The sequence below is a fragment of the Paraburkholderia sp. SIMBA_054 genome (assembly GCF_046534875.1).
GTDB classification, from domain to species: Bacteria; Pseudomonadota; Gammaproteobacteria; order Burkholderiales; family Burkholderiaceae; genus Paraburkholderia; species Paraburkholderia hospita.
The window spans coordinates 57,401-81,580 of record NZ_JAWRXV010000038.1 but is presented as its reverse complement, the minus strand read 5'-3'; the positions used below and the strand labels follow the sequence as shown (position 1 = coordinate 81,580).

Here is a 24,180-nt window from a genome sequence, read left to right as displayed (position 1 = left end):
TTCGATTGAACCGTCGTGCATGCCGCAGCCGTTCGCCTGGTGCGCAGTTCACGATGGCTTGTCCCTCTGCTTCTGAACCGTTCCGTCCTGCGCGCTCCGCCGATCGCCGACGGAGCGCGCGGCGCGTGAGTGCCGCTCATGCGCACTCACGCGCGTTCGTCCCGCTTATTTGCCCGCTTACTTCGACGCGAGACCCATCTTTTCACGCACTTCGCCGACGTTGTCGCGCGTGGCCAGCATGCCCGTCGTCAGCGTAAGCTTCGGCGGTTCCTTGCCGTGCGTGATCCACGCGTACATCAGTTCGGACGTCTCTTCGCCGTGGCGCTTCGGGCTGATGATCACCGTGCCGAAGAAGCCCGTCGGGTTCGGCTTCTTGAACTCGTTCAACGCCGAGTCCGAGCCGCCAATGCCGATGCCGATCATGTTGTCGGCCTTGAAGCCGCGGCCTTCCGCTGCACGCACGGCGCCCAGCACGGCTTCGTCGTTCAGGCCGTAGGCAACCCAGTGCTTGAAGTTCGGATTCTTCGTCAGCGCGATGTTGGCTGCGTTGAACGCGTTTTCCGTATCGGTCTTCGATTGCGGCGCGGCGATGATGTTGGCCTTCGGGAAACCGGCGGCGATCAGCGCGTCGGTTGCGCCAGCCGTGCGGTCATGCGCCGTCGGCAGCTGTTCGTAGGTCACGTCGATCGCGCCGACATCCTTCATGTCCCAGCCGCGCTTCTTGATTTCAGCCGCGATGCCTTCACCGACCTGCTTGCCGATGTTGTAAGCCGAGATGCCCATGTGCGGCACCGATTCGATCGGCTTGCCTGCGCCGTCGACGAGTCGGTCGTCGACCGTCATCATCTTCAGGCCGTCAGCCTTCGCCTTCGCGACGATGCCCGGTCCGAGCTTCACGTCCGGCGTGCAAATCACGAAGCCTTGTGCCTTTTGCGCAGCGAGGTTGTCGATTGCGCTCATGACCTTCTCACCCGACGGCGCGCCGATCTTCACCAGCGTGAAGCCCTTTTCCTTGGCAGCGGCTTCGGCGAACTTCCACTCGTCCTGGAACCACGGCTCTTCAGGCTGCTTCACGAGGAAGCCGATCTTGACCGGGTCGGCAGCTTGCGCGACGGGTGCGTTGAAGAGCACCGCCGTCGCCGCTGCTGCCAGCGTGAGGAAAATTCTGCGTTTCATAATGCGTGTCTCCTGACTAATGAGTAACGAGAAGGTTATCGGCCGCGTCTTCTTGTACCGCCACCGACACACGCGGCCAGCGCGTCAGGCGGTTCACACCGTCGCCCCGTTTGCGGGGCGGCTTTGCTGCTTTTTCTGTTCCTTCGCTACTGCTTTATTCTTCGATACGCTTTAGTCGTGGTAAAGCGCCGAGCGCCCGCCATCAACGGTGATGCAACTCGCGTTGATGAAAGGCGCTTCATCCGACGCGAGAAATACGGCTGTCATCGCCACTTCTTCCGGCTTGCCGATGCGCTTCATCGGCTGCAGATCGAGCGTCGCCTGCTTCGCGGCGGCGGGGTCGGTCTGACCGTCCCACCAGTCGCGCGTCAACTGCGTTTCGATGTAACCCGGCGCGATCGCATTCACGCGCACGTTGCGCGGCGCGTATTCGATGCCGAGCGCGCGCGTCAGCCCGATCACGCCGTGCTTCGCGACGGGATACGGGAAGCAGCCCGGAATGATCTTGAACGAGTGTGTCGACGCGATGTTCACGATGCTGCCCGCGCCGCGCTCGACCATCCCCGGCAGCACCGCGCGGCAGCCGTTCCACACGCCGTCCAGATCGACGGCGAAACAGCGGCGCCAGTCTTCGTCGGTCATCGTCAGCGGGTCGCAAAACACGTTGATGCCTGCGTTGTTCACCAGCACGTCGATCGGGCCGAAGGCGCTTTCGCCTTCGCTCACCGCGCGCTGCACGGACGCGGATTGCGTGACGTCCGTCTGCACGGCGAGCGTCTTGCCACCCGTTTGCGTGGCGATGTCGGCGGCCGTGCGCTGCGCGGTTTCGATGTTGAGTTCCGCGAGCACGACAGCGGCGCCCTCGCGCGCGAACGCCGTCGCGATCGCCGCGCCGATGCCGCGTCCCGCACCCGTCACCAGCGCGACCTTGCCTTGCAGCCGTTTCATTTCTTCACGCCCGCGCGCGCGATGCGCAGACCGTTGATGAACGCCTTTGCATGCAAAGCCGTCGTCGTTGCCGGCTGGCCCGGCTTGTACAGCGCCGAGCCGAGGCCGAATCCGTTCGCGCCCGCGGAGAGGAACGGCCCCATGTTGTCCGGCAAGACTCCGCCGACGGGAAGCAGCGGCACGTCCTTGTGAATCACCGCCCGCCACGCTTTCACGACCTGGCAGCCGAGCTGCTCGGCGGGGAACATCTTCAGCACGTCCGCGCCGTTCTTCAGCGCGATAAAGGCTTCCGTCGGCGTTGCGACGCCCGGCGCGCATGCCATCGCGAGCGACTTCGCCGTCGTCACGACTTCGGGGTCGCTGTGCGGCATCACGATCAGTTCGCCACCCGCCGCCTTCACGTCGTGCACGAGTTCGCCGCGCAGCACCGTGCCCGCGCCGATGATGGCGTCGGCAGGCAGCGCCTGGCGGATCGCCGCGATGCTGTCGAACGGGTTCGGCGAATTGAGCGGCACTTCGATGATGCGAAAGCCCGCTTCGTACAGCGCGCGGCCGTGATCGGCGGCATCGGCGGGCGTGATGCCGCGCAGAATCGCGACCAGCGGGCACGCTTCAAACGCAGCCATCAGGCCGGCGTGCGGCTGGTACGGTGCGGGCAGATTCAGATCGAGTGACATGTCGGTTCCTTGGGTTCGTTGCGCGCCGGCGCGGCTCTTGTTCAGGTCGCGTTCCGGTTCGCGCTTCAGGTGGCCTGAGCGGCGCCCGACGCTTCGCTGACGAGACCCGCTTGCGCCGCGATGCGCCACAAGCCGCGCTCGGTCGCCTGCTTCACGAGGTCCGCCTGATGGCAGCCGAATTGCGCGAGCGCGAGCCGGTAGCGTTCGCACAGCGCCTCGTTGCCGATCAGTTGCAGCGCGCTGCCGGCGAGCGTCGATTGCTGTTGCGCGAGCGCCGCTTCGAGGCCGCTCAGTTCGTGGCCGATCAGCAGGCCGGACAGATAATCGGGTTGCTGCTCACGCGCGAGCTGGCCCGTCAGGCCCAGCGTGCGCGTGCTGAAAATCGTTGCGAGCACGCCGGCCTTGCCCTTGTCGCGCGCGACTCGCACGCCGCGCAGAAAAGCATCGGTGTCGGGCTGGTCGGGCGTGAGCATCGTACGACCGAGAATCGTGTGCTCGGAGAGTGCCGCGAAGACTTCACCCGTCATGAACGTGTCGAAGCGCTCGATCTTCGCGTCGCGCACCATCACCCATTTCGCGTGCGTGCCCGGCAGGCCGATCAGCAGGCCCTTGCCCGCCGCCGACGGTTCCACGCAGGCCAGCGCGCCGAAAATCTGCGTTTCCTCGCCGCGCATCACGTTCGGCAGCTCGCCGTTCTGCAGCACGCCGGGGACGATATTCAGCGGCACGCCGCGCGCCGTCTGCACGCGCACGATGCCGTCGACGAGCGCGTCGGCGCTCGCGGGCGCATTCACGTACGGCGCTTCCTTCCAGCCTTGCGCGCTGCCGACCATGCCAGCCGCGATCACGGGCAGCTCGGGCGCGCGGTCCAGCCATGCACCGACGACAGCATCGAACGCCGCGTCGAAGCCGCCTTCCGCCGCCGGGCGCGGCAGATTCATGATGCCCGCCGTCGACGCGCGCGTTTCCAGCACTGCGCCGTTCGCGTCGAACAGATAGGCGCGCAGCGACGTCGTGCCCCAGTCGAGCGCGATCAGTGCGGCCGATGCCGCATGACCCGCCGCTGCTGCCGTCTGCGCCGGCTGTGCTTGTTCCGTGGACAGGGTCGAGCCCGTCTGAGTCATCGTTTGATCCTGCGGGTAGTCGGTTGCGGAACACGCCAGCCCAGTTCTTCCGAAATCGCGCGCGCCTCGCGCTGCACGACGGGAATCAGCTCGTCCATGCGCTCAAGCGACATGTACGGAATCGTGCTTGCGACCGACAGCGCTGCGACGATCGAACCCGACGCATCGCGCACGGGCGCGGCCACGCAGCGGATCGACGCTTCGTTCTCTTCGAGATCGAACGTGAAGCCGCCTGCCGAGTAGTTCGTCATGCGCTGCATGAAGGTCTGCTGGTCGGGCCGGTTGTCGGGCTTGAAGCTGACGCCTGCGAGCGCGCGACGCGACGCGTCGAACAGCGACTGCCACTGGTCGGGACCGAGGTCGAGCATCATCGCCTTGCCGATACCCGTCGATGCGAGCGGCATCCGGTGGCCGACGCGCGAGCGCATTTCGAGGCCGCGCGTGCCGGGAATCTTGTCGATGTACAGCACGTCGTCGCCGTCGCGCACGCCGAGGTGGATCGTGTCGTGCGTCAGTTCAGCGAGCGACGCCAGATGCGGGCGCGCGACGGTCGTGAGCGGCATCTGCTCGAGCGCGATCGTGCCGAGCTCGATCAGCTTCGGACCGAGCAGGTAGCCGCCCTGAACCTGGCGCAGATAGCGCGCCTGCACGAGGCTGCTAACGAGACGGTGCGTGGTGCTGCGCGTCGTGCCGAGCGCGGCGCCGAAGGTGCGCAGATCGCGCACGCCCGCGGCGGCCGCTTCGAGAATCGCGAGGCCGCGCAGCAGCGTCTGCGTGCCGGCTTGCTGCGGCGTGATGTCGAGCAGCGTGCTCGGCAGGCCGATCGTGTCGGCGGGCGGCGTCGGCACGACGACACCGTTGGCGGGACGCGCGGCGGGCTTGCGCGGCGCTTCGACTTCAGGCGCCTCGGGCGCTTCGGACTCGACGTGAGAGGTCATCGCTTTGTTCATGGCGACTGGCAACAGACAAAAGGTGAGTTACCGCGAAATGCCGGCGTGAAGGTGCGCGTCGGGCGTGATTCGAAGCTGCGCGTGGTTCGCGCGGGTTGGCGCAAGCGGGTCGTGCAGCAAGGTGCTGGAAGGCATGGCGTGGTGTCTCCGATTTTCGTCCCGCGGCGTACGCCGCGCGTTTTGCGCTGGCGACGATGCGGTGTTTCTGGCCGGTGTCGGCTTGTTGAACCGGATTGTAGGGCGCTTTTTTGAGATTCACCAACATATGAGCGCAACGTCCATATGTTGGGAACTGGCGAAATCGGGCGATGCGCGCCTATGCAGAAAGCAAAACGGCGGGTCCCGTTGCGGGACCCGCCGTTTCTGTAGCCATAGCGCGTTCGGAACTCAGTCCGGCAGTTCGGCCGCGCCCATCCTGCGCGCGATCACCCGTGCGCGTTGCGTGAGGTAGCTGGAAGTACGATGCTCGTCGAAGTATTTCGGCCTCGGCAGCATCACCGCGAGCCGGGCCGACTGGCCGGCCGTCAGGTTCGCGGCCGACGTCTTGAAGTAATAGCGCGCCGCCGCCTCCGCACCGTACACGCCATTGCCCCATTCAACCGAATTCAGATAGATCTCGAAGATGCGCTCCTTGTCCATCAGCGTCTCGAGCATCCATGTGATGATCAGCTCCTGGCCTTTGCGGATATAGCTCTTTTCACGCGACAGGAACAGATTGCGCGCGAGCTGCTGCGTGATCGTGGAGCCGCCTCTGACGATCTTGCCGCGCGCCTTGTTTTTCTCCCATGCCTGGAGAATCGCGTCCGTTTCGTAGCCGTTGTTCGTGGCGAAGTTCGCATCTTCCGAAGCGATGATCGCGCGCTTCAGATTGCGTGAGATCTGATCGTAGGGAACCCACGTGTGCTGGATCGACAGATCGGGACGGTCTTGCGAAAGACGCCAGGCATCGGAGCGCATGAACGCCGTCGATTGCGGATTCACGGAGTTCCACACGGCGATCTGCGCGAAATAGAACAGCTGTGTAGCGACCCACGCAACGACGAAGACCGCGCCGGCATACATCACCCAGCGTGCGGGACTCGCGCCGGCCTGCTGCCCCTTCGCGCGCCTCGTCTTCGTCATTGTCGTCGCCATGTCGTGGAATCTGGAGGCGCGTCGCTTGCGTTGAGCCGCTCAGCCGCTCACGCGCTTTGCGGCGCGCGCAGCATCTCGCGCAGCGCGGCGAGCACGGGCGCGCCGTCGGGACGCACGCCGCGCCACACGAAGAACGATTCCGCCGCCTGCTCGACCAGCATGCCGAGGCCATCGGCCGCGCGCGCGCCGAGCTGGTTGGCGTGCTGCATGAAGACGGTCGGCTGCGCGCCGTACATCATGTCGTACGCGAGCGTGCCCGCGCCGAACGCGCCGTCGTCGCACTCGGGCAGCGCCGCGTCGAGGCTGCTTGCCGTCGCGTTGACGATCACGTCATAGGCGCCCGTTTCAATCGTCTGCGCGCTGCCGCCCGTCAGACGGCATGCGGCGTCGCTGGCCGCGCTGGCGAATTGTGCAACCAGCGCCTCGGCCTTCGATACCGTGCGGTTCACGATGGTGAGCGATTGCGGCTTGCGTTCGAGCATCGGCAGCACGACGCCGCGCGCCGCACCGCCCGCGCCGAGCAGCAGCACGCGCGCGTTCTTCAACGACACGCCCAGATTCACTTCGATGTCGCGCACGAGGCCAAAGCCATCCGTGTTGTCGCCGTAAACGCCGCCGTCTTTCTCGAAGCGCAGCGTGTTCACCGCGCCCGCCGCCGCCGCACGCGGCGACAGCGCGGTCGCGAACGCGTGCGCGTCGAGCTTGAACGGCACGGTGACGTTCATGCCGCGCCCGCCTTCGGCGATGAAGGCCCGCACGTGCGACTCGAACTGATCGACGGGCGCGAGCAGGCGGCCATATTCGACGGGTTCGCCCGTCTGCTCGGCAAAGCGCGCGTGGATGAGCGGCGACTTGCTGTGCGCGATCGGATTGCCGATCACCGCGTAGCGGTCGCGTTGGGTCGTCGTGTCGGTCGTCATTGGCCCTGCTCCGTCGCATGTTGCGTTGGATCGTTCGAGTCGGCGGGCTGCTCGCCCTCCGCTGCGGCCGTATCGGCTTCGGCTTGCGCTTCGGCTTCGCTTTCGGCGGATTCGTCGGCGGCGTCGATGATTTCTTCTTCGGTCTCTTCCTCTTCTTCCGTGCCGCTCGTCACGGTCGGTGCGTCGAGCACGTGCAACGGCCGCACCGACGCCTCGACCGTCAGTTCATCCACCGACATCACTTCGAGCATCAGCCGCGTGCCGCGCGCATGCACGCCGAGACCCGGCACGTGCAGCAGCAGCGGCACGTCTTCGAGACGCACGAGATCGCCCTTCACGACGGAAGCGACCACCTGCTTCTTGCCCTCTTGCGTGAGCCAGCGCAGACACCAGAAATACTCCATGCGACGCTGATGATCGGCGTACGCGGTGTAAGTGTCATCGAAGCCTTGCACGACGGCGAACAGGTCGGCGTCCTTCGGCTTGAACGGCGCCGCGAGCTTCGCCGTCACGCCGTGCTGCACGCACGCGATCAGTTGCCACTGGTTGACGAGGTCGACGTAGCGGCGCAGCGGCGATGTGCTCCATGCGTACTGCGACACGCCGAGACCTTCGTGCGGCGCGGCCGTCGTCTGCATCCGGGTGCGCTTCGGTCCTGTCGGCGCGCCGAACGCGCGCTGCGAGCGATAGATGCCGGGCACGCCGTGATCGTGCAGGAACGCGCCCCACGTCGAGTTCGCGAGAATCGCCAGTTCAGCGACGATCGTATCGAGCGGCGAACCGCGGCGGCGCGGGGTGATGCTCACATGCTCGCCTTCGACGTAGAAATTGAAGTCCGTATTGCGCTGCACTTCGCGCCTGAGGCCGAAACCGGCGCGCGCGAGCTGGCGCTTCTCGAACAGCGCCTGCGCAAACGGCCACAGTACCGCGATGTCTTCCTTGTGCGGATAGTCGCCCGTGCCATTGGCGAGCGCCTCTTCCGTGACGAGTTCGTCGAGCGTGTTGTGGCGCAGATTGTTCTTCACGTAGACCAGTTCGGCACGCGTTTCGCTGACGACGATTTCCTGCGTCTCGCGGTTCACGATGCTGTACAGCGACAGCGCCGGGCGCAAACCGCCTTCGGCCAGCGTGAATTTTTCCACGACGGAATCGGGCAGCATCGTGATCTTGTCGCCCGGCATGTAAACGGTCGACAGACGGCCGCGCGCGACCGCATCGACGGCATCGCCGCGTTCGATGCCCAGCGCCGGCGCCGCGATGTGAATGCCGATCCGCACGCGTCCGTCGGACAGATGCTCGACGGAGAACGCATCGTCGATTTCCGTCGTGGTCACGTCGTCGATCGAGAACGCTTCGATTTCGGCCTGCGGCAGATCTTCCGGCAGCGCACCGATCGTCACGGGCGGAAAACCCGTGCCGTGCGGGAAGAATTCCGACAGGAAGCGCGCTTCGTGCAGCGCGCGCGCCGACGGAATGCCGCCGCATTCGAGCATCAGACGCGCCATCGAAATACCGCGCGCCGCCGCTGCCGCTTCGAGCGCCTTGTATTCGATCGCGTTCTTGTCGGGCTTCGTCAAGAGGCCGAGCGCCTTGCTCTGGAATCCGTCCGGCAGACGGCCCGCCTTCAGTTCCTCTTCGTAGCCCTGCTGCACGAGCGCCTGCTGACGCTTGCGCTCCAGCGACGCGAGCGCCATCTTCAGTTGCTCTTCCGGCGCGCGCTGATACTGGCCGCGCCCCTTGCGGCGGAAATAGATGGGCGAACCGTGCATGCGCAAAATCAGCGCGGCGCGCTCGACGGGCCCGAACGACTCGCCAAAGTATTCGGCGCCGAGCGTGGCAAACGGGAATTCGTCTTCAGGCGCGCATTCCCACAGAAAGTCCAGATCGATGTCCTGTGCGGCGGCATCGGCCTGTTCCATCAGTTCCCCCGCCGACGGCTTCTCGAACTCCATCAGCACGTCTTTCGCGCGAACTTTCGCGCGGCGTCCGCCCGGCAGTTCGACCTGAAACGCGTCGCCTTGACGCGACATCACGTTGCCGGCCTTGAAACTACCCGATTCCTCGAAGAAAACGTTCACTCAATACTCTCGTTCTGGCTTGCGTCGGCCGGCGCGCAGTGCTGTTGCTTCGCGCGTCGGCGTCGTGTTCTGTGTGGTGGTCCGCAACGCGCGTGCCTTGCGCTTCATCGTGCGCGGCGTGTGCGGATCATCGGATCATGCCGCCTCGCGTGGTGCGGGCGGCTCAGTGTCGGCGTCGGCTGCGTCGCAAAACGCGAGCACGTCGTCGACATAGTCGGGAAACTCGCTGATCGCGTGGTCGCTGCCTTCGATCAGTCTGGTCTGCACGCCGGGATAGTGCGCGAGCATTTCGCGGTAATCGAGCACTTCGTCGCCGGTGGCAGCAAACAGATAATAGCGTTCGGGGCGGGTGATGCGCGCGACGCCTAACGCACGCAACTCATCAAGATGACGCGGCTCGACGACGATGCTGCCGCCGCCATGCCACAGCGGCTGCTCGCCGAGATAGTGGCTGAGATCGCGCTCCGGCACCACAGCGGGATTCAGCAGTACGGCGCGCCAGCCGTGTTTCTCGGCGAGATGCGTCGCGAAGTAGCCGCCCAGCGAGCTGCCGATCACCGTCACCTGCTCCGGATTCGCCGCCGCGACCCGTTCTTCGACGAGCGACACGGTTTCCAGCGGCGACACGGGCAGCATCGGACAGCACCATTCGGCGCTGCGGCCAAGCACCGCAAGACGCTCGGCCATCACGCGCGCCTTGAACGAATTGGGCGACGAGCGGAACCCGTGCAGATAGAGAATCACGCGACGCCCCGCGCCTGCGCCGTGGGACGCGCCGACAGCGCGTCGAGCAGTTTCTGGTGCACGCCGCCAAAGCCGCCGTTGCTCATCACGAGCACCTGATCGCCCGGCCGCGCGGCCGCCACGACGGATTTGACGAGCGTGTCGATGTCGTTGAAGGCTTGCGCCTTGTCGCCCATCGGCGCGAGCGCTTCGGCCAGATTCCAGCCGAGCGCGTCTTTGCCCGCGGGCGCGCCGTAGCCGAATACGAGATCGGCGTCGACGAGGCTAGCGGGCAATTGCGCCTTCATCACGCCGAGCTTCATCGTGTTCGAGCGCGGTTCAAGCACGGCGAGAATGCGCGCGTGTTTGCCGTTTTCGCCGCGGCCGATGCGCGTGCGCAGACCGGCGACCGTTGTCTGGATAGCTGTCGGGTGATGCGCGAAATCGTCGTAGACCGTCACGCCGTCGACGCTGCCGCGCACTTCCATCCGCCGCTTCACGTTGCGGAATGTCGAAAGCGACTTTGCGGCCTGCGCGGGCGGCACGCCGATGTGGCGCGCGGCGGCGATCGCGGCGATCGCGTTCATGCGGTTGTGCTCGCCTTGCACCTGCCAGTCGACCACGCCGACCCGCTCGCCGTTGTGATAGACGGCAAAGCGCTCGTCGATGGCGACGCCGTCTTCAGCGGGCAAAGCCTGCCAGCCGCCTTCGACGCCAAAGCGCTCCACTTCGCTCCAGCAGCCGCGCGTGAGAACGCGGTCCAGCGCAGCTTCGCGGCCGTTCGACACGACGCGGCCAATGCCCGGCACCGTGCGTACGAGGTGGTGAAATTGCGTTTCGATCGCGGCGAGATCGGCGAAGATGTCCGCGTGATCGAATTCGAGGTTGTTCAGGACCGCGGTGCGCGGCCGGTAGTGGACGAACTTCGAGCGCTTGTCGAAGAACGCCGTGTCGTACTCGTCAGCTTCGATCACGAAAAAGCTTGAATCCGTCAGCCGCGCCGACACGCCAAAATTCAGCGGCACGCCGCCGATCAGAAAGCCCGGGTTCATGCCCGCGTCTTCCAGCAGCCACGTCAGCATGGAGGTCGTCGTGGTCTTGCCGTGCGTCCCCGCCACGGCCAGCACCCACTTGCCGTTCAGCACGTGCTCGCCGAGCCATTGCGGGCCGGACGTGTACGGCAGGCCGCGATTGAGGATTTCTTCCATCAGCGGATTGCCGCGCGTCACGACGTTGCCGACCACGAACAGGTCCGGCTTCAGGTCGAGCTGCTCGACGCCCCAGCCTTCGATCAGCGTGATGCCTTGCGCCTCGAGCTGCGTGCTCATCGGTGGGTAGACGCCGGCGTCGCAGCCCGTCACCGTGTGACCGGCGTTGCGCGCGAGAACCGCGAGACCACCCATGAACGTGCCGCAGATGCCGAGGATGTGAATGTGCATAAAGCTGTCGCGCCGCAAGGCGTGTTTTGCGTGGAAAGATGACATGCGCGGGGGACCGGAAAGCCCTCGCGCGAAGGACGCCTATTGTAACCGACAGGCCCGCCCGATCTTGATCGGGCGTGCTTTTCCGGGCGACGCCGCGCGGCCGCCGCAGACCCGCTCAAGGCCCGCCGACGCGACGGCGGCGTAAAAAGACCGCCAGGCTTTCTCTAGTATGATTGGCGAATGGTTCGCAAATCACATTTCGATCCGCTGCGCGTGCGCGAGGAAATCGCCATCGCGGCTGCGCGGATGATCGCCGAGGACGGGCTCGACTACTCGACTGCGAAGCGCAAGGCTGCGCGGCAGGTGGTCGGGGAAACGCGCGTCGCCGGTGAATGGCTGCCGGATAACGACCAGATCGAGGAAGAAATCCGCGAATATCAGTCGCTGTTCCAGGGCGACAGCCAGCCGGCCGTGTTGCGCCGGCTGCGCGAAGTCGCGCTGGACTGGATGCAGCGGCTCGCGCCGTTCAATCCGTATCTGACGGGCGCGGTGCTGGGTGGGACGGCGGGTGAGCATTCCGATGTTCATCTGCAGGCCTTCTGTGACGACCCGAAAGAAGTCGCCATTTATCTGTTGAATGCGAACATGCAGTACGACGTTTCCGAAACGCGGCACTTTGCGGGTCGCGGCTACGTCGAAACATTGAGCTTTCTCTGGCGTCCGGCGAATGAAGGGCGCGATGCCGAGCCCGTGGGGATTCACCTCGCGCTCTATGGCACCGACGACCTGCGCGGCGCAGTCCGCGCTGACGCACGCGGACGATCCGCGCGCGCCGACGTCCGCGCCGTTCAGGCGCTGATCAACGAAAGCGACGCCGCGCGCTCCACGAACTGAACCCTTAACAGACACACTCTCTATATGAAGCGGATTCTGGCAATCGCGGCGGTGGCTGTCGTCGCGACAGCGGGCGGCGCGGTGGCGGGCCACTGGCTGCTCGGCAATAACGACCTTGCGGGCGTCGCGAACGCGGCGCCCGCCGACAGCAGCAACGCCGTCAATCAACTGTGGGCGGCGAAAGTGACCAATGCCGACGGCGCGCCGCAGTCACTCGCCGGTTTCAAGGGACACCCGGTCGTGATCAACTTCTGGGCGTCGTGGTGCGGTCCGTGCGTCGAGGAAATGCCGTCGCTGTCGGCGTTGCACAAGGAATACTCGAAGAAGGGCATCGAGTTCGTCGGCCTGGGCGTCGATTCCGACAAGAACATCAAGGCCTTCCTGCAAAAGGTGCCCGTTAACTATCCGATCTATGTCGCCGGGTTCGGCGGCGCAGACCTCGCGCGCGCCTTCGGCAACAACGCGGGTGGTTTGCCTTACACGGTCGTAATTGACGCAAAAGGCGTCGTACGGTCGACAAAACTCGGCCAGATCAAGCCGGACGAGCTGAAACGCACGCTCGACGCGCTCTGATTCCGACAACTTTTTGACATTTAGTTGAGAACTTTTTGCCTCAGATTGGGCGATATTCACAATAAGATGTCAGAAGTTCTGCGAGTTGCTGCGATCCCGGTAAGGTCACGAGACGTGCCGCGCGTTCGAGAAACTAGACAAATTTCTCTAATCAGCGCTAAAGTGCGCCCAATTCCACGGAAAACGAACCGACCATGACGCGACTGCTGGTTCTGCACGGCCCCAACCTCAACCTTCTCGGCACCCGGGAACCCGAGGTCTATGGCCGCGTGACGCTCCCGCAGATCGATCAGGCGCTGGCCGACCGCGCAGCGGACGCCGGCGTCGAACTGGCCACCTTCCAGAGCAATCACGAAGGCGCGCTCGTCGATCGCATTCAGGCCGCTCGGACCGAGAAGACCGATTTCATCGTGATCAATCCCGCTGCGTACACGCATACCAGCGTGGCGATCCGGGACGCACTGGCGGGCGTCGGCATCCCGTTCGTCGAGATTCATCTGTCGAACGTGCATCGTCGAGAATCGTTCAGGCATCACTCGTATTTCTCCGACCAGGCAGAGGGCGTGATTTGCGGCCTCGGCTGGAAGGGCTATCTGTACGCACTCGAATATGTGCTCGACCGGTTGGCCGCTGGGACGGCCGGATCGTCGCGCAACTGACAACCCAAAACACGAATTCGGCGCTGGCGGCAAACCGCCGGCGCTTCACGCATTGAAGGGGAAAGCCCATGGATCTACGTAAACTGAAGACTCTGATCGACCTCGTCTCCGAGTCCGGCATCTCCGAACTCGAAGTGACCGAGGGCGAAGGCAAGGTGCGCATCGTCAAGAACGCGCCGCCGGTTTACGTCCAGCAGCCTGGCAACTACGCGCCGCAATACGCCGCGCCGGGCCTGGCGCCCGCTGCTCACGGCGGTGAAGCACCCGCCGTCGGCGCGCCGGCGACGCCCGCAGCCGTGGCACCGCAAGGCCATGTCGTGACGTCACCGATGGTCGGCACGTTCTACCGCGCACCCTCGCCGGGCGCCGATCCGTTCGTGCAGGTCGGCGATACGGTCAAGGAAGGCCAGACCATCTGCATCATCGAAGCAATGAAGCTCCTGAACGAGATCGAATCGGATCAGTCAGGCGTCGTCAAGGAAATCCTCGTCGAGAACGGCCAGGCAGTCGAATACGGCCAGCCGCTCTTCGTGGTCGGCTGAAGCGGCGCGCTGTAGCCATTCGCCATCCGCGCGCCCTCCTTCTTCGGGCGCGCCACCGATCCTCTGAGGCAGCCGCCCGTCCGAACCGGCCCGCGGCGCCCATTGATGAGTCGAATATCCGCTATGTTTGAAAAAATCCTCATTGCCAATCGTGGTGAAATCGCGCTCCGTATCCAGCGCGCGTGCCGCGAACTCGGCGTCAAGACGGTCGTCGTCTATTCCGAAGCCGACAAGGAAGCCAAGTATGTGAAGCTCGCCGACGAGGCGGTCTGCATCGGACCGGCACCGTCGAACCTCTCGTACTTGAACATGCCCGCGCTGATCAGCGCGGCGGAAGTCACGGACGCCGAAGCGATTCACCCCGGCTACGGCTTCCTGTCGGAAAACGCCGACTTCGCTGAGCGCGTCGAGCAATCGGGCTTCGTGTTCATCGGCCCGCGCCCCGACACGATCCGCATGATGGGCGACAAGGTCACCGCGAAGCAGACGATGATCAAGACGGGCGTGCCCTGCGTGCCCGGTTCCGAAGGCGCGTTGCCGGAAGATCCGAAGGAGATCGTGAAGATTGCGCGCGCGGTCGGCTATCCGGTGATCATCAAGGCGGCAGGCGGCGGCGGCGGCCGCGGCATGCGCGTCGTGCACACGGAAGCGGCGCTCGTGAATGCCGTTAATATGACGCGCGAAGAAGCGGGCCGCGCGTTCGGCAATCCGCAGGTCTACATGGAGAAATACCTGGAGAATCCGCGGCACATCGAAATCCAGATCCTGGCCGACTCGTTCAAGAACGCACTGTGGCTGGGCGAACGCGACTGCTCGATGCAGCGCCGCCATCAGAAGGTGATCGAAGAGGCGCCGGCACCGGGCATCGCGCGCCGTCTGATCGAGCGCATCGGCGACCGCTGCGCGGACGCGTGCAAGAAGATGGGCTATCTCGGCGCGGGCACGTTCGAGTTCCTGTACGAAAACGGCGAGTTCTACTTCATCGAAATGAACACGCGCGTGCAGGTTGAGCACCCCGTCACCGAACTGATCACGGGCATCGACATCGTTCAGGAACAGATCCGCATCGCGGCGGGCGAAAAGCTTGCGATCCGCCAGCGCGACATCCAGTTCCGCGGACATGCGATCGAATGTCGTATCAACGCGGAAGATCCGTTCAAATTCACGCCGTCGCCGGGCCGTCTTACGTCGTGGCATATGCCGGGCGGCCCCGGTATTCGCGTCGATTCGCATGCGTACAACGGCTATTTCGTGCCGCCGAACTATGATTCGATGATCGGCAAGCTGATCGCTTACGGCGCGACGCGCGAACAGGCGATCAAGCGGATGCGTATCGCGCTGTCGGAAATGGTGGTCGAAGGCATTCAGACCAACATCCCGCTGCATCGCGAGCTGATGCTCGACGCGAAGTTCGTCGAGGGCGGCACGAGCATCCATTACCTCGAAAACCGGCTGGCCGCGAAGCTGCAAGCCGCACCGGAAGAAGCGTAAGCAATGAGCTACCGGGAACTGGTCGTCGAACTCGCGCGCGAGCACGCGGAAGCGTTGTCGGATGCGTTGCTCGAACTGGGCGCGCTGTCGGTGTCCGTCGAAGACGCGGATGCCGACACGCCCGACGAGCAGCCGCTGTTCGGCGAGCCCGGTCTCACGCCGGATCGCACCGCGTGGACGCATTCGCGCGTGATCGCGTTGCTGGCGCCGGAGCATGAACCGGCCGTGCTGCTTGCGGCCGCCGCGAATGAACTCGGCCTCGCCGATGCGCCGTCGTTCAGCGTGCGCGAAGTCGAAGAACAGGACTGGGTGCGCCTTACGCAATCCCAGTTCGATCCGATTCCGATTGGCGAGCGCATCTGGGTCGTGCCGTCGTGGCACGCCGCGCCAGATCCTGATGCGCTCGTGCTCGAACTCGATCCCGGCCTCGCGTTCGGCACGGGCAGCCATCCGACCACGCGTCTGTGCATGGAATGGCTCGAGCAAAACGTGAAGCAGGATCAATCGGTGCTCGACTACGGTTGTGGTTCGGGCATCCTTGCGATACTCGCGAAGAAGTGCGGCGCGAACCCCGTGATCGGCATCGACATCGATCCGCAAGCGGTCGAGTCCGCGCGCCACAATAGCGAGCGCAATCGCGCCGAAGTCACGTATGGTCTGCCCGATGATTGCCCCGCGGGCGAGTTCGATATCGTCGTCGCGAATATTCTGTCGAACCCGCTGAAGCTGATGGCGTCGATGCTGTCGTCAAGGGTGAAGCCGGGTGGACGCATTGCGCTGTCGGGCATTCTCGCGCGACAGGCGGATGAAGTAGCACGTGTCTATCAGCAGTGGATCGACATCGCAGTGTGGCGCGAACACGAAGGCTGGGTATGCCTTGCGGGTACGCGACGCGAAAGCAATTAGAATAACGCATATTTGTTTGCTTCCGGCCCCTTAAGGGCTAACCGGTCTATCGGCTCGATATGCTTCTAGCGACACGCTGTCCCTTCTGCGAAACCGTTTTCAGGCTCCAGCCGGAGCAGCTCACGCTGCGCCGCGGACTCGTGCGTTGTGGCCACTGCAAAGAAGTGTTCGATGCATCGAGCAGCCTGTTCGACGTGAGCGGCGGCGTGAGCGTCGACAAGGCGAAGCACGTCACGATCGACGACGTGACGGCGCATACGCTCGAAAAGCTCGCGAATGGCGCCAACGCGCCGGCGCCGGAAACGAAGCCTGCTGTCGATGTACCGCCCGCCCCCGTCGCGACGCCCGTTGTGACGCACGCGGAAGAAGCGGTCACGCCGCAGCCGGCGGAAGCGTTCGATGAGCGCGTGGCTGAGCCGCATATCGGCAGTGGCAATATCCACGCGGAATTGGCGTCCGCCGAACAACACGCTGAGCACGCCGCTGCGCAAGTCGCGCAGCCGGACGTCGATGTCGAGGCTCGACACGAGGCTCCCGTCCAGGCTTCGCCCGTAGCAGCGCCGTCCGCCGAAGCTGAAGCCGACACGGCGCGTGTCGAACCGTCGTTCCCTGCCGGCGAGACTCAACCCGCGTCATCGGCGGATAAGCCCGACTTCCGCGCCGAGGCATGGAACCCGTGGGCGCCCGCACCCGACGCATCGATCGACCGGCGCATCCGCCACAACGCGTCGACTATCCCGTTCAACCCGGTCACGATTCCGCGTTCCGCGCAGCCGCCGCTGACGCTCGAACTCACCGAATCGCAACCGATGCACCTCGATAAGGCGATCGCGCGCGAACCGGTCGCACCCGAGCCGCACAGCGAAGCGTCCGTCGAAGCGATACCGGAAGCGCCCGTCGCCGCGCAAGCAGCGGCAAACGTCGAGCCCGCTGTGGAAACGCAAGCGGAGCCGAAGTTCGAAGGATCGGCTGAGCTGCAAGCGCACCAGAAAGCGGAACCGACCTTCGGCGCAACGCCCGCACACGAAGCCGAGCCTGCAATCCACGAGCCGCCGCACGCGTGGCGCGAACCCGAGTCTCTCCGCGAGCCCGTAGAGGCACGCGATCAGACCGCGAACGAAACGAAGCGCGAACCGGAAGCGCCGCTGCACGAATCGTTTGACGACGCGTTGCGCGAATCGCGTCGGGACGAGCACGCCAAGCCCGTGTTCGAGGACGAGGACGGCACCGTCGTCCCGTCCACCGAGCACGCTGGACATGCCGAACATGCGGCACAAAACCGCGAGCGCGAGCCCTACTTCGGCGCGCCGTCGGCCGAACCCGATCTCGAGCCGCGCTTCGGCGCAGCCGCGCGCGAGCCGTATAACGCCCCCTTCGCCGCCACACCCGACAGCGACAACGATGCATTCGCCGTCACCCGCGAACCGCGCCAGCCCGAGTCGAGCCGCTTCGTGTGGCATATTCTGGGCGGCGTCGCGGCAGGCCTGCTTGGCTTCCTGCTGCTCGTGCAACTCGCCTGGTGGCAGCGCGAAACGGTGATGGTCGCGTGGCCCGATGCGCAACCGATGTTCGCGAAGGCCTGCTCGCATCTCGGCTGCAAGGTCGAGCCGCCGCGCGATATCGACGGTTTGCTGGTCGAGCCGTCGGACCTGCGGCAGGTCGACGGTCCGCACAGGCTCGAACTGAAGATGCCGCTGCGCAACCGCTTCGATCTCGCGCTTGCGTATCCCGCCGTCGAACTGACGCTGCTCGACGAGAACAACAACATCGCCGTGCGGCGTGTGCTGTGGCCGCAAGACTATGTGAAACCCGGCACGCCGATCGCGGCGGGCCTGCCCGCCCGCACGACGCAGACGATGATCGTGCGCCTCGACACCGGCGATGCCGTCGCCTCGAATTTCCGCGTGCAGATCTTCTATCCGTAACGGACAGCTCTGCGGCGCGCGCAGGTTTTCCGCGCGCCCGGCACGAACCGGGCGCGCATCCCGTCAATCCCTGACGAATCTTCGGAGCACAACATGAGTCAAGTCACGCTGGGTGGCAACCCGATCGAAGTCGCTGGCACGTTCCCGTCCGTGGGCCAGGCAGCGCCTGCCTTCTCGCTGGTCGGCAAGGATCTGAAGCCGCTGACGCTCGCCGACTTCGCGGGCAAGCGCAAGGTGCTGAACATCGTCCCGAGCCTCGACACGCCGACCTGCGCAACCTCCACGCGCAAGTTCAACGAAGCCGCCGCGAAGCTGAGCAACACGGCTGTGATCGTCGTGTCGGGCGATCTGCCGTTCGCGGCTTCGCGCTTCTGCACGACGGAAGGCATCGAAAACGTCGTGACGGCATCGACCTTCCGCGGCCATGAGTTCGCGCAGGCGTACGGCGTCGACGTGACGAGCGGTCCGCTGACGGGCCTGACGGCGCGCGCCGTGGTCGTCGTCGACGAAAACGACAAGGTAGTGCACGCCGAACTCGTCAGCGAAATCAAGAACGAGCCGAACTACGACGCAGCGCTCGCCGCGCTGAAGTAAGCTTTATATTTGCGTCGACACAGCGCCGCGCCCGTTTCACTCCGGGCGCGGCGCTGTCACGTCGCCGCACCCTTTTTCCATCCGACCGACACTTATAGGAACGCTCGCCTTGGCTACGCTGATTTGCGGCTCGCTCGCCTACGACAACATCATGACCTTCGAAGGGCGCTTTCGGGAGCACATCCTGCCGGAGCAGGTCCACATCCTGAACGTCAGCTTCCTCGTGCCGACGATGCGCCGCGAGTTTGGCGGCTGCGCGGGAAATATCGCCTACTCGCTGCATCTGCTCGGCGGCGATGCGCGCATCATGGCGACGCTCGGCGCCGTCGATGCTCAGGTGTACATCGACCGTCTCGACGCGCTCGGCCTGTCGAAAGAGCACGTGCGCGTGCTGCCCGACACGTATTCGGCGCAGGCGATGATCACGACCGATCTCGAGAACAATCAGATCACGGCATTCCACCCGGGCGCGATGATGCAATCGCATCTGAACCGCGCGGACCAGCCTGGCGTAAAGCTCGGCATCGTCGCGCCGGACGGCTTTGACGGCATGATCCAGCACTCCGAACAGTTCGCGGCGGCGGGCACTCCGTTCATCTTCGATCCGGGCCAAGGGCTGCCCCTCTTCGACGGCGCGTCGCTGCGCCGCATGATTGAACTTGCCACCTACGTCGCAGTCAATGATTACGAAGCTGCGCTGGTGAGCAACAAGACGGGCTGGTCGATCGAAGAGATTGCTAGCCACGTCGATGCGCTGATCGTGACGCGCGGCGAACACGGGGCGCAGATTCACCTTGCTGGCGGCATCGAAGAGATTCCGGCCGTCAAGGCAAAGCAGGTGCTGGACCCCACGGGTTGCGGCGATGCGTTCCGGGGTGGCCTGCTGTACGGCATCGAGAAGGGTCTGGGCTGGGCGACCACCGGCCGTCTCGCGAGCCTGATGGGCGCGCTCAAGATCGAACATCAAGGGCCGCAGAATTATGCGCCTTCGCGCGCGGAGATCAACGAACGGTTCAAGCAGGCATTCGGTTACGAACTGCCGCAGGGCGCCTGATGTAGTCGGGTAGTGCCCGCTGCGCATACGCCGCGCCTGACCGGTCGGGTTTGAGGGGCTCGAAGCGAGCCCGTTTGGAGTCAAGGGAATGAAAACAACGAGTCGTACGTTGAGTCGCCTGGTGCTGGGCGCGGTGATCGCGAGTTCGCTCGCCATGACGGGCTGTGCGTACAACAGCAGTTCCGCTGATGTCTATACGTCGTCGCAGGCGCAGCGCGAAGAGACGGTGCGCATGGGCGTTGTCGACAGCGTGCGTGCGGTCAAGATCAGCTCGAACAATGGCCAGCCTAGCGGCATTGGGGCGATTGGTGGCGGTGCGCTCGGCGCGGTCGCTGGCAGCGCGATCGGCGGCGGTCGTGGGTCGATTCTGACGGGTATCGTTGGCGGCCTGGCGGGCGCTGTCGCGGGTAATACGATCGAGAACAGCACGGCGATGCGAGATGGCGTCGAGATTACCGTGCGGCTCGATAATGGCGATATGCGCGCCATTACGCAAAGCGCGACGGGCGAGATTTTTCGCGCTGGCGAGAGGGTTCGACTGTTGTCGAGTGGTGGTGTGACTCGCGTTACGCATTGAGCTTTTCTGTTTTCCCTGCCGGCGGCGTGGAAGCGCTGTGACGGCATCCTCACACGCATGTGCTCCCCTGTGCATGCGTTTTTTTTTGCCTTCTGGGGCGGCGGGCCCCCTCCCTGGTTGCGCTTGATTTGTCTGTTGATCGGGGTTTGTGGTTTGCTCGTATCGGCGAGGCCGTGGTTTTGGTTTTTTTGCCTTTGCGGTGGTATCCGGGTTTTGCGTTTGTGCTGGCGTCCGCGTTATGCCTTCGTGCTTCATGCGTTGCCCCTGTGCGTTTGCCTTTGCGCTGGCATCCGCGTGATGACTTACCCCTTCAAGCGTCGCCCCTGTGCGGGGCGGCACCTACTTTTCTTTGCCGCCGCAAAGAAAAGTAGGCAAAAGAAAGCGGCTCACACCGCCAACTCTTGTTTTCGCCTGAGGGCCCCCAAACGGTCCCACGCTTCACACGGTAACGCACCTGTTCGCGTTCGTTGACAACGCTCTCTCTGTACGCCTCACCCGCTTCATGCACCCGCGTTGCAGCGTGCCGTGCCAGATATTCCTCCGCCGCCCAGGTGGCAAACTGTGTGTCGGCTTTCGCGTCATACGCGCATCACTCCGGACTGGGAAGAAGGCTGGTGTTTCTGGTAAGAGCACTAACCTGTGCGGTGCGACAGCCTACACACAGTTTGCCACCTGGGCGGCGCAAACCATTCGCTGCCGCTGGCCCTTCTGCGGGCGTCTGAAGCGGGTGAGGCATTTGTTGGAGGCGTTGGCAACGCACGCGAACAGGTGCGTTGCCGTGTGAAGCGTGGGACCGTCTGGGGGCCCTCAGGCAGGAACAAGAACTAGCGGTGTGAGCCGCTTTCTTTTGCCTACTTTTCTTTGCGGCGGCAAAGAAAAGTAGGTGCCGCCCCGCACAGGGGCGACGCGTGAACGGCAGACACCGTAACGCGGATGCCAGCGCAAAGGCAAACGCACAGGGTCAACGCATGAAGCAGGAAGGCACAACGCGGATGCCAGCACAAACGCAAAACCCGGATGCCACCGCAAAGCCCCCCGCCTGGCGGATGCCAGCAAACGCGAAAGCGATCCCCCATGGGCCAGATAAAAAACAAAAAAATCCCGCCACCAGTTCCCCGGCGACGGGATTCAGAACGATCGAGCAAACGTGCCTCGATCAACAGACGCATGCTGGATGCGTCCTTTACATCATTTGCTCTTACGGACGGCTGCCCGTCGGGAACGGCCATGCTGCAGCCGGGTTCAGAGCCGTCTTCACCGTAGCAGCCGGCGCCGTCGAAGCAGCGGGCGCAGCCGGAGCAGGTGCTGCCTTCTTCGCAACAGCCTTCTTCGCAGGGGCAGCCTTCTTCGCAGGCTCAGCGGCCTTCTTCGCGGCAGCCTTCTTCGCAGGCGCAGCCTTTTTGGCGGCAGCCTTTTTCGCAGGCGCCTTCTTCGCAGCGGCCTTCTTCGCTGCAGCCTTCTTCGCCGGCGCTGCCTTCTTCGCAGCAACCTTCTTCACGGCGACTTTCTTCGCTGCAACCTTCTTCGTTGCGACCTTCTTCGCAGCTGCCTTCTTCGCCGGTGCTGCCTTCTTCGCTGCAACCTTCTTCACGGCGACTTTCTTCGCAGCGACCTTCTTCACGGCAACCTTCTTCACCGCTGCCTTCTTCGCCGGAGCAGCCTTCTTCGCAACGACTTTCTTCGCTGCAGCCTTCTTGGCTGCCGGTTTCTTCTTGGCGAGTGCCATCATTTTCTCCTTCAGGTTTTCAGATGAGAGTCAGTTCAAACTACACCCTTCGTCAAAACCCGCTTCCCGCGGACGCTTCTCACGGCGGCCACTGCGAAGCGGGCTATTCATCGGCGTACGCAGCTCCAGCGCGCTTACGCTAATGAATACGGTAAGGCGCGCCGTGCCATCGGGCACAGCGCGCCAAGTCCAGTCGGCGTCGAATCTCGACGCCGCGAATCGTTTGATCGAGCCGCTCGCTTTATGGCGAACGGCTTTTTCCGGGGGGAAGTTTGCCCATCCCACTGAAGGGTTCGCAAAGTGCCTGTGATCTTTATAGGCCGTGGTAATCCACGGCGCACCGGGCACGCTCTGCATCAGGCGGTCATGCTCCTCACCAAACTTGCCGCGGCACAGCCAGCGGCAACCCCATCAAATACATATGCGACGCGTTGGGTTATTCCCAGGACAGCGCGCCACCGGTCTGATATTCGATAACCCGCGTCTCGAAGAAGTTGCGTTCCTTCTTCAGGTCGATCATCTCGCTCATCCACGGGAACGGGTTTTCCTCGTTCGGGAACAGCGGATCGAGACCGATCTGCTGGCAACGGCGGTTGCAGATGAAGCGCAGATAGCTCTTGAACATCGACGCATTGAGGCCGAGCACCCCGCGCGGCATCGTGTCTTCTGCGTAGCGATATTCGAGGTCGACCGCATGCTTGAAGATTTCGCGGATCTCCGCGCGGAACTCAGCCGTCCAGAGATGCGGGTTTTCGAGTTTGATCTGGTTGATCAGGTCGATGCCGAAGTTGCAGTGCATCGACTCGTCACGCAGGATGTATTGGTACTGTTCCGCAGCGCCCGTCATCTTGTTCTGGCGGCCGAGCGCCAGGATTTGCGTAAAGCCGACGTAGAAGAACAGCCCTTCCATCACGCACGCGAACACGATCAGCGACTTGAGCAGTTTCTGGTCTGCCTCGAGCGTACCCGTCTTGAAGGCCGGGTCGGTCAGCGTGTGGATGAACGGAATCAGGAATTCGTCTTTGGCGCGAATCGACTCGACTTCGTGATACGCGTTGAAGATTTCGCCCTCGTCGAGACCGAGCGACTCGACGATGTACTGGTATGCGTGCGTGTGGATCGCCTCTTCGAACGCCTGGCGCAGCAGGAACTGGCGGCATTCGGGCGCCGTGATGTGGCGGTACGTGCCGAGCACGATGTTGTTCGCGGCGAGCGAGTCGGCCGTCACGAAGAAGCCGAGGTTGCGCTTGACGACGCGGCGCTCGTCTTCAGTCAGACCGTTCGGGTCTTTCCACAGAGCGATGTCGCGCGACATGTTGATTTCTTGCGGCATCCAGTGGTTCGCGCAACCGGAGAGGTACTTCTCCCACGCCCACTTGTATTTGAACGGCACGAGCTGATTGACGTCAGTCTGGCCGTTGATGATGCGTTTGTCGGCGACATTCACGCGCGCTTCGGAAGCGACTGCCGGCGAGTTGATCTGTGCCGGCGGAGCGACTGCGAAGTCGTTCGCGAAGATGTTTTGAGCCGAGGGAGCTTGATGAGCGGAACGCGTTTCGACTTGCGAACCGACGGCCGTTCCCGCAGCGTTGCGCAACACGTTTTGTTGCGAAGCACTCGAGGGAGTTACGGCAGTGATCTCGTCATCCCAGTTGAGCATAAATGTCACCATCAATTTAGATCGGTTTGTACCATCTTTTCACGAGCGTTAAAAGGGCCCGCTCATGAAAAATCCTGTTTTCGAATCGCGTTGCGACCTACATACAACACTTTGTTCATCGGTGTGTGAAGGTCACTCGTTGCGATTCGATCGAAACGTGTGTCGATGAAGCACGATGCACGATCGAAAGCGCGTTGCTTCAGTGATGCGTATGCGTTGCTTCTGCGTTGTTCCGAACTCGAAACGTTGCTGCTTCGCTTGCGTTGCGCGTGTCGTGCGAAGCGTGTTGGGCGCGTGATGCAACGGCATCTCGCCGCTCGTTCTACGACTTCGTCATGCGAGCGCCGTTCAGGGTTTTCTCGCACGTGTCGATGAGGTGTAGCACGTGATGTTCCTCGCTGCGTCGCGTGCTTCTCTTCCGACTG

General features: G+C 63.9%; 23 protein-coding genes. 10 read left to right on the top strand and 13 right to left on the bottom strand.

Annotated elements, in window-relative coordinates:
- Positions 1-177 precede the first annotated feature (177 nt).
- From SB822_RS35740 to mpl, 10 genes are all read right to left on the bottom strand, one after another.
- Positions 178-1,176 carry an arabinose ABC transporter substrate-binding protein gene (locus tag SB822_RS35740; RefSeq protein WP_410856745.1) on the bottom strand — a complete coding sequence of 333 codons (999 nt, stop codon included), beginning with the start codon at positions 1,174-1,176 and terminating at the stop codon, positions 178-180.
- A 171-nt stretch (positions 1,177-1,347) separates the two neighbouring features.
- Positions 1,348-2,124, bottom strand: coding sequence for an SDR family oxidoreductase (locus tag SB822_RS35735; protein WP_410856744.1), 777 nt, complete (start codon positions 2,122-2,124; stop codon positions 1,348-1,350).
- Positions 2,121-2,801 (bottom strand): 2-dehydro-3-deoxy-6-phosphogalactonate aldolase, encoded by a 681-nt coding sequence (locus SB822_RS35730; protein WP_009771053.1) that lies wholly within the window; start codon positions 2,799-2,801, stop codon positions 2,121-2,123. The genes SB822_RS35735 and SB822_RS35730 overlap by 4 nt, the downstream gene beginning before the upstream one ends.
- Before the next feature lie 65 nt (positions 2,802-2,866).
- Positions 2,867-3,925 carry a 2-dehydro-3-deoxygalactonokinase gene (locus SB822_RS35725; RefSeq protein ID WP_079486956.1) on the bottom strand — a complete coding sequence of 353 codons (1,059 nt, stop codon included), beginning with the start codon at positions 3,923-3,925 and terminating at the stop codon, positions 2,867-2,869.
- Entirely contained in the window at positions 3,922-4,875 is a 954-nt protein-coding gene (locus tag SB822_RS35720) for an IclR family transcriptional regulator (RefSeq protein ID WP_007743620.1), read from the bottom strand. Before SB822_RS35720 ends, SB822_RS35725 begins: the two co-directional genes overlap by 4 nt.
- A gap of 387 nt (positions 4,876-5,262) precedes the next feature.
- Complete coding sequence (mtgA, locus tag SB822_RS35715; protein WP_009771052.1) at positions 5,263-5,997, bottom strand: monofunctional biosynthetic peptidoglycan transglycosylase; 735 nt, start codon at positions 5,995-5,997, stop codon at positions 5,263-5,265.
- Positions 5,998-6,056: 59 nt separating this feature from the next.
- Positions 6,057-6,929, bottom strand: a complete 873-nt coding sequence (gene aroE, locus SB822_RS35710; protein WP_410856743.1) for a shikimate dehydrogenase — start codon at positions 6,927-6,929, stop codon at positions 6,057-6,059.
- Complete coding sequence (locus SB822_RS35705) at positions 6,926-9,007, bottom strand: ribonuclease catalytic domain-containing protein (protein ID WP_086918859.1); 2,082 nt, start codon at positions 9,005-9,007, stop codon at positions 6,926-6,928. The genes aroE and SB822_RS35705 overlap by 4 nt, the downstream gene beginning before the upstream one ends.
- Before the next feature lie 135 nt (positions 9,008-9,142).
- A complete protein-coding gene (locus SB822_RS35700; protein ID WP_007743630.1) occupies positions 9,143-9,751 on the bottom strand; it encodes a YqiA/YcfP family alpha/beta fold hydrolase in 609 nt (202 codons plus the stop codon).
- Positions 9,748-11,169 carry a UDP-N-acetylmuramate:L-alanyl-gamma-D-glutamyl-meso-diaminopimelate ligase gene (gene mpl / locus SB822_RS35695; protein WP_007743632.1) on the bottom strand — a complete coding sequence of 474 codons (1,422 nt, stop codon included), beginning with the start codon at positions 11,167-11,169 and terminating at the stop codon, positions 9,748-9,750. The genes SB822_RS35700 and mpl overlap by 4 nt, the downstream gene beginning before the upstream one ends.
- 225 nt (positions 11,170-11,394) lie before the next feature.
- On the opposite strand from mpl, the gene SB822_RS35690 reads away from it, so the two are divergent.
- From SB822_RS35690 to SB822_RS35645, 10 genes are all read left to right on the top strand, one after another.
- Entirely contained in the window at positions 11,395-12,048 is a 654-nt protein-coding gene (locus SB822_RS35690) for a hypothetical protein (RefSeq protein ID WP_007743634.1), read from the top strand.
- A gap of 24 nt (positions 12,049-12,072) precedes the next feature.
- Entirely contained in the window at positions 12,073-12,621 is a 549-nt protein-coding gene (locus SB822_RS35685; protein WP_079486958.1) for a TlpA family protein disulfide reductase, read from the top strand.
- A 194-nt stretch (positions 12,622-12,815) separates the two neighbouring features.
- Entirely contained in the window at positions 12,816-13,280 is a 465-nt protein-coding gene (gene aroQ, locus SB822_RS35680) for a type II 3-dehydroquinate dehydratase (protein ID WP_007743636.1), read from the top strand.
- A 68-nt stretch (positions 13,281-13,348) separates the two neighbouring features.
- On the top strand, positions 13,349-13,822 hold the full coding sequence (accB, locus tag SB822_RS35675) for an acetyl-CoA carboxylase biotin carboxyl carrier protein (RefSeq protein WP_007743637.1): 474 nt from the start codon (positions 13,349-13,351) through the stop codon (positions 13,820-13,822).
- Positions 13,823-13,945: 123 nt separating this feature from the next.
- Positions 13,946-15,313, top strand: coding sequence for an acetyl-CoA carboxylase biotin carboxylase subunit (gene accC, locus SB822_RS35670; protein ID WP_007743638.1), 1,368 nt, complete (start codon positions 13,946-13,948; stop codon positions 15,311-15,313).
- Between the two features lie 3 nt (positions 15,314-15,316).
- The gene (gene prmA / locus SB822_RS35665) at positions 15,317-16,219 is read left to right on the top strand and encodes a 50S ribosomal protein L11 methyltransferase (protein WP_007743644.1); all 903 of its coding nucleotides are present in this window, start codon (positions 15,317-15,319) and stop codon (positions 16,217-16,219) included.
- 59 nt (positions 16,220-16,278) lie between these two features.
- Positions 16,279-18,144: a DUF3426 domain-containing protein gene (locus SB822_RS35660; protein ID WP_079486959.1), complete on the top strand. Its 1,866-nt coding sequence runs from the start codon at positions 16,279-16,281 to the stop codon at positions 18,142-18,144.
- A gap of 93 nt (positions 18,145-18,237) precedes the next feature.
- The gene (tpx, locus tag SB822_RS35655) at positions 18,238-18,738 is read left to right on the top strand and encodes a thiol peroxidase (RefSeq protein WP_007743647.1); all 501 of its coding nucleotides are present in this window, start codon (positions 18,238-18,240) and stop codon (positions 18,736-18,738) included.
- 109 nt (positions 18,739-18,847) lie between these two features.
- The gene (locus tag SB822_RS35650) at positions 18,848-19,792 is read left to right on the top strand and encodes a carbohydrate kinase family protein (RefSeq protein WP_410856742.1); all 945 of its coding nucleotides are present in this window, start codon (positions 18,848-18,850) and stop codon (positions 19,790-19,792) included.
- 88 nt (positions 19,793-19,880) lie between these two features.
- A complete protein-coding gene (locus SB822_RS35645; RefSeq protein WP_007743651.1) occupies positions 19,881-20,369 on the top strand; it encodes a glycine zipper 2TM domain-containing protein in 489 nt (162 codons plus the stop codon).
- Between the two features lie 1,198 nt (positions 20,370-21,567).
- Here SB822_RS35645 and SB822_RS35640 read toward each other — a convergent pair.
- From SB822_RS35640 to SB822_RS35630, 3 genes are all read right to left on the bottom strand, one after another.
- Complete coding sequence (locus SB822_RS35640; RefSeq protein ID WP_086908499.1) at positions 21,568-22,095, bottom strand: histone H1-like DNA-binding protein; 528 nt, start codon at positions 22,093-22,095, stop codon at positions 21,568-21,570.
- 30 nt (positions 22,096-22,125) lie between these two features.
- Positions 22,126-22,452 carry a hypothetical protein gene (locus SB822_RS35635; RefSeq protein ID WP_007747201.1) on the bottom strand — a complete coding sequence of 109 codons (327 nt, stop codon included), beginning with the start codon at positions 22,450-22,452 and terminating at the stop codon, positions 22,126-22,128.
- Between the two features lie 79 nt (positions 22,453-22,531).
- Positions 22,532-23,755 (bottom strand): ribonucleotide-diphosphate reductase subunit beta, encoded by a 1,224-nt coding sequence (locus SB822_RS35630; protein ID WP_009771050.1) that lies wholly within the window; start codon positions 23,753-23,755, stop codon positions 22,532-22,534.
- Positions 23,756-24,180: the final 425 nt, after the last annotated feature.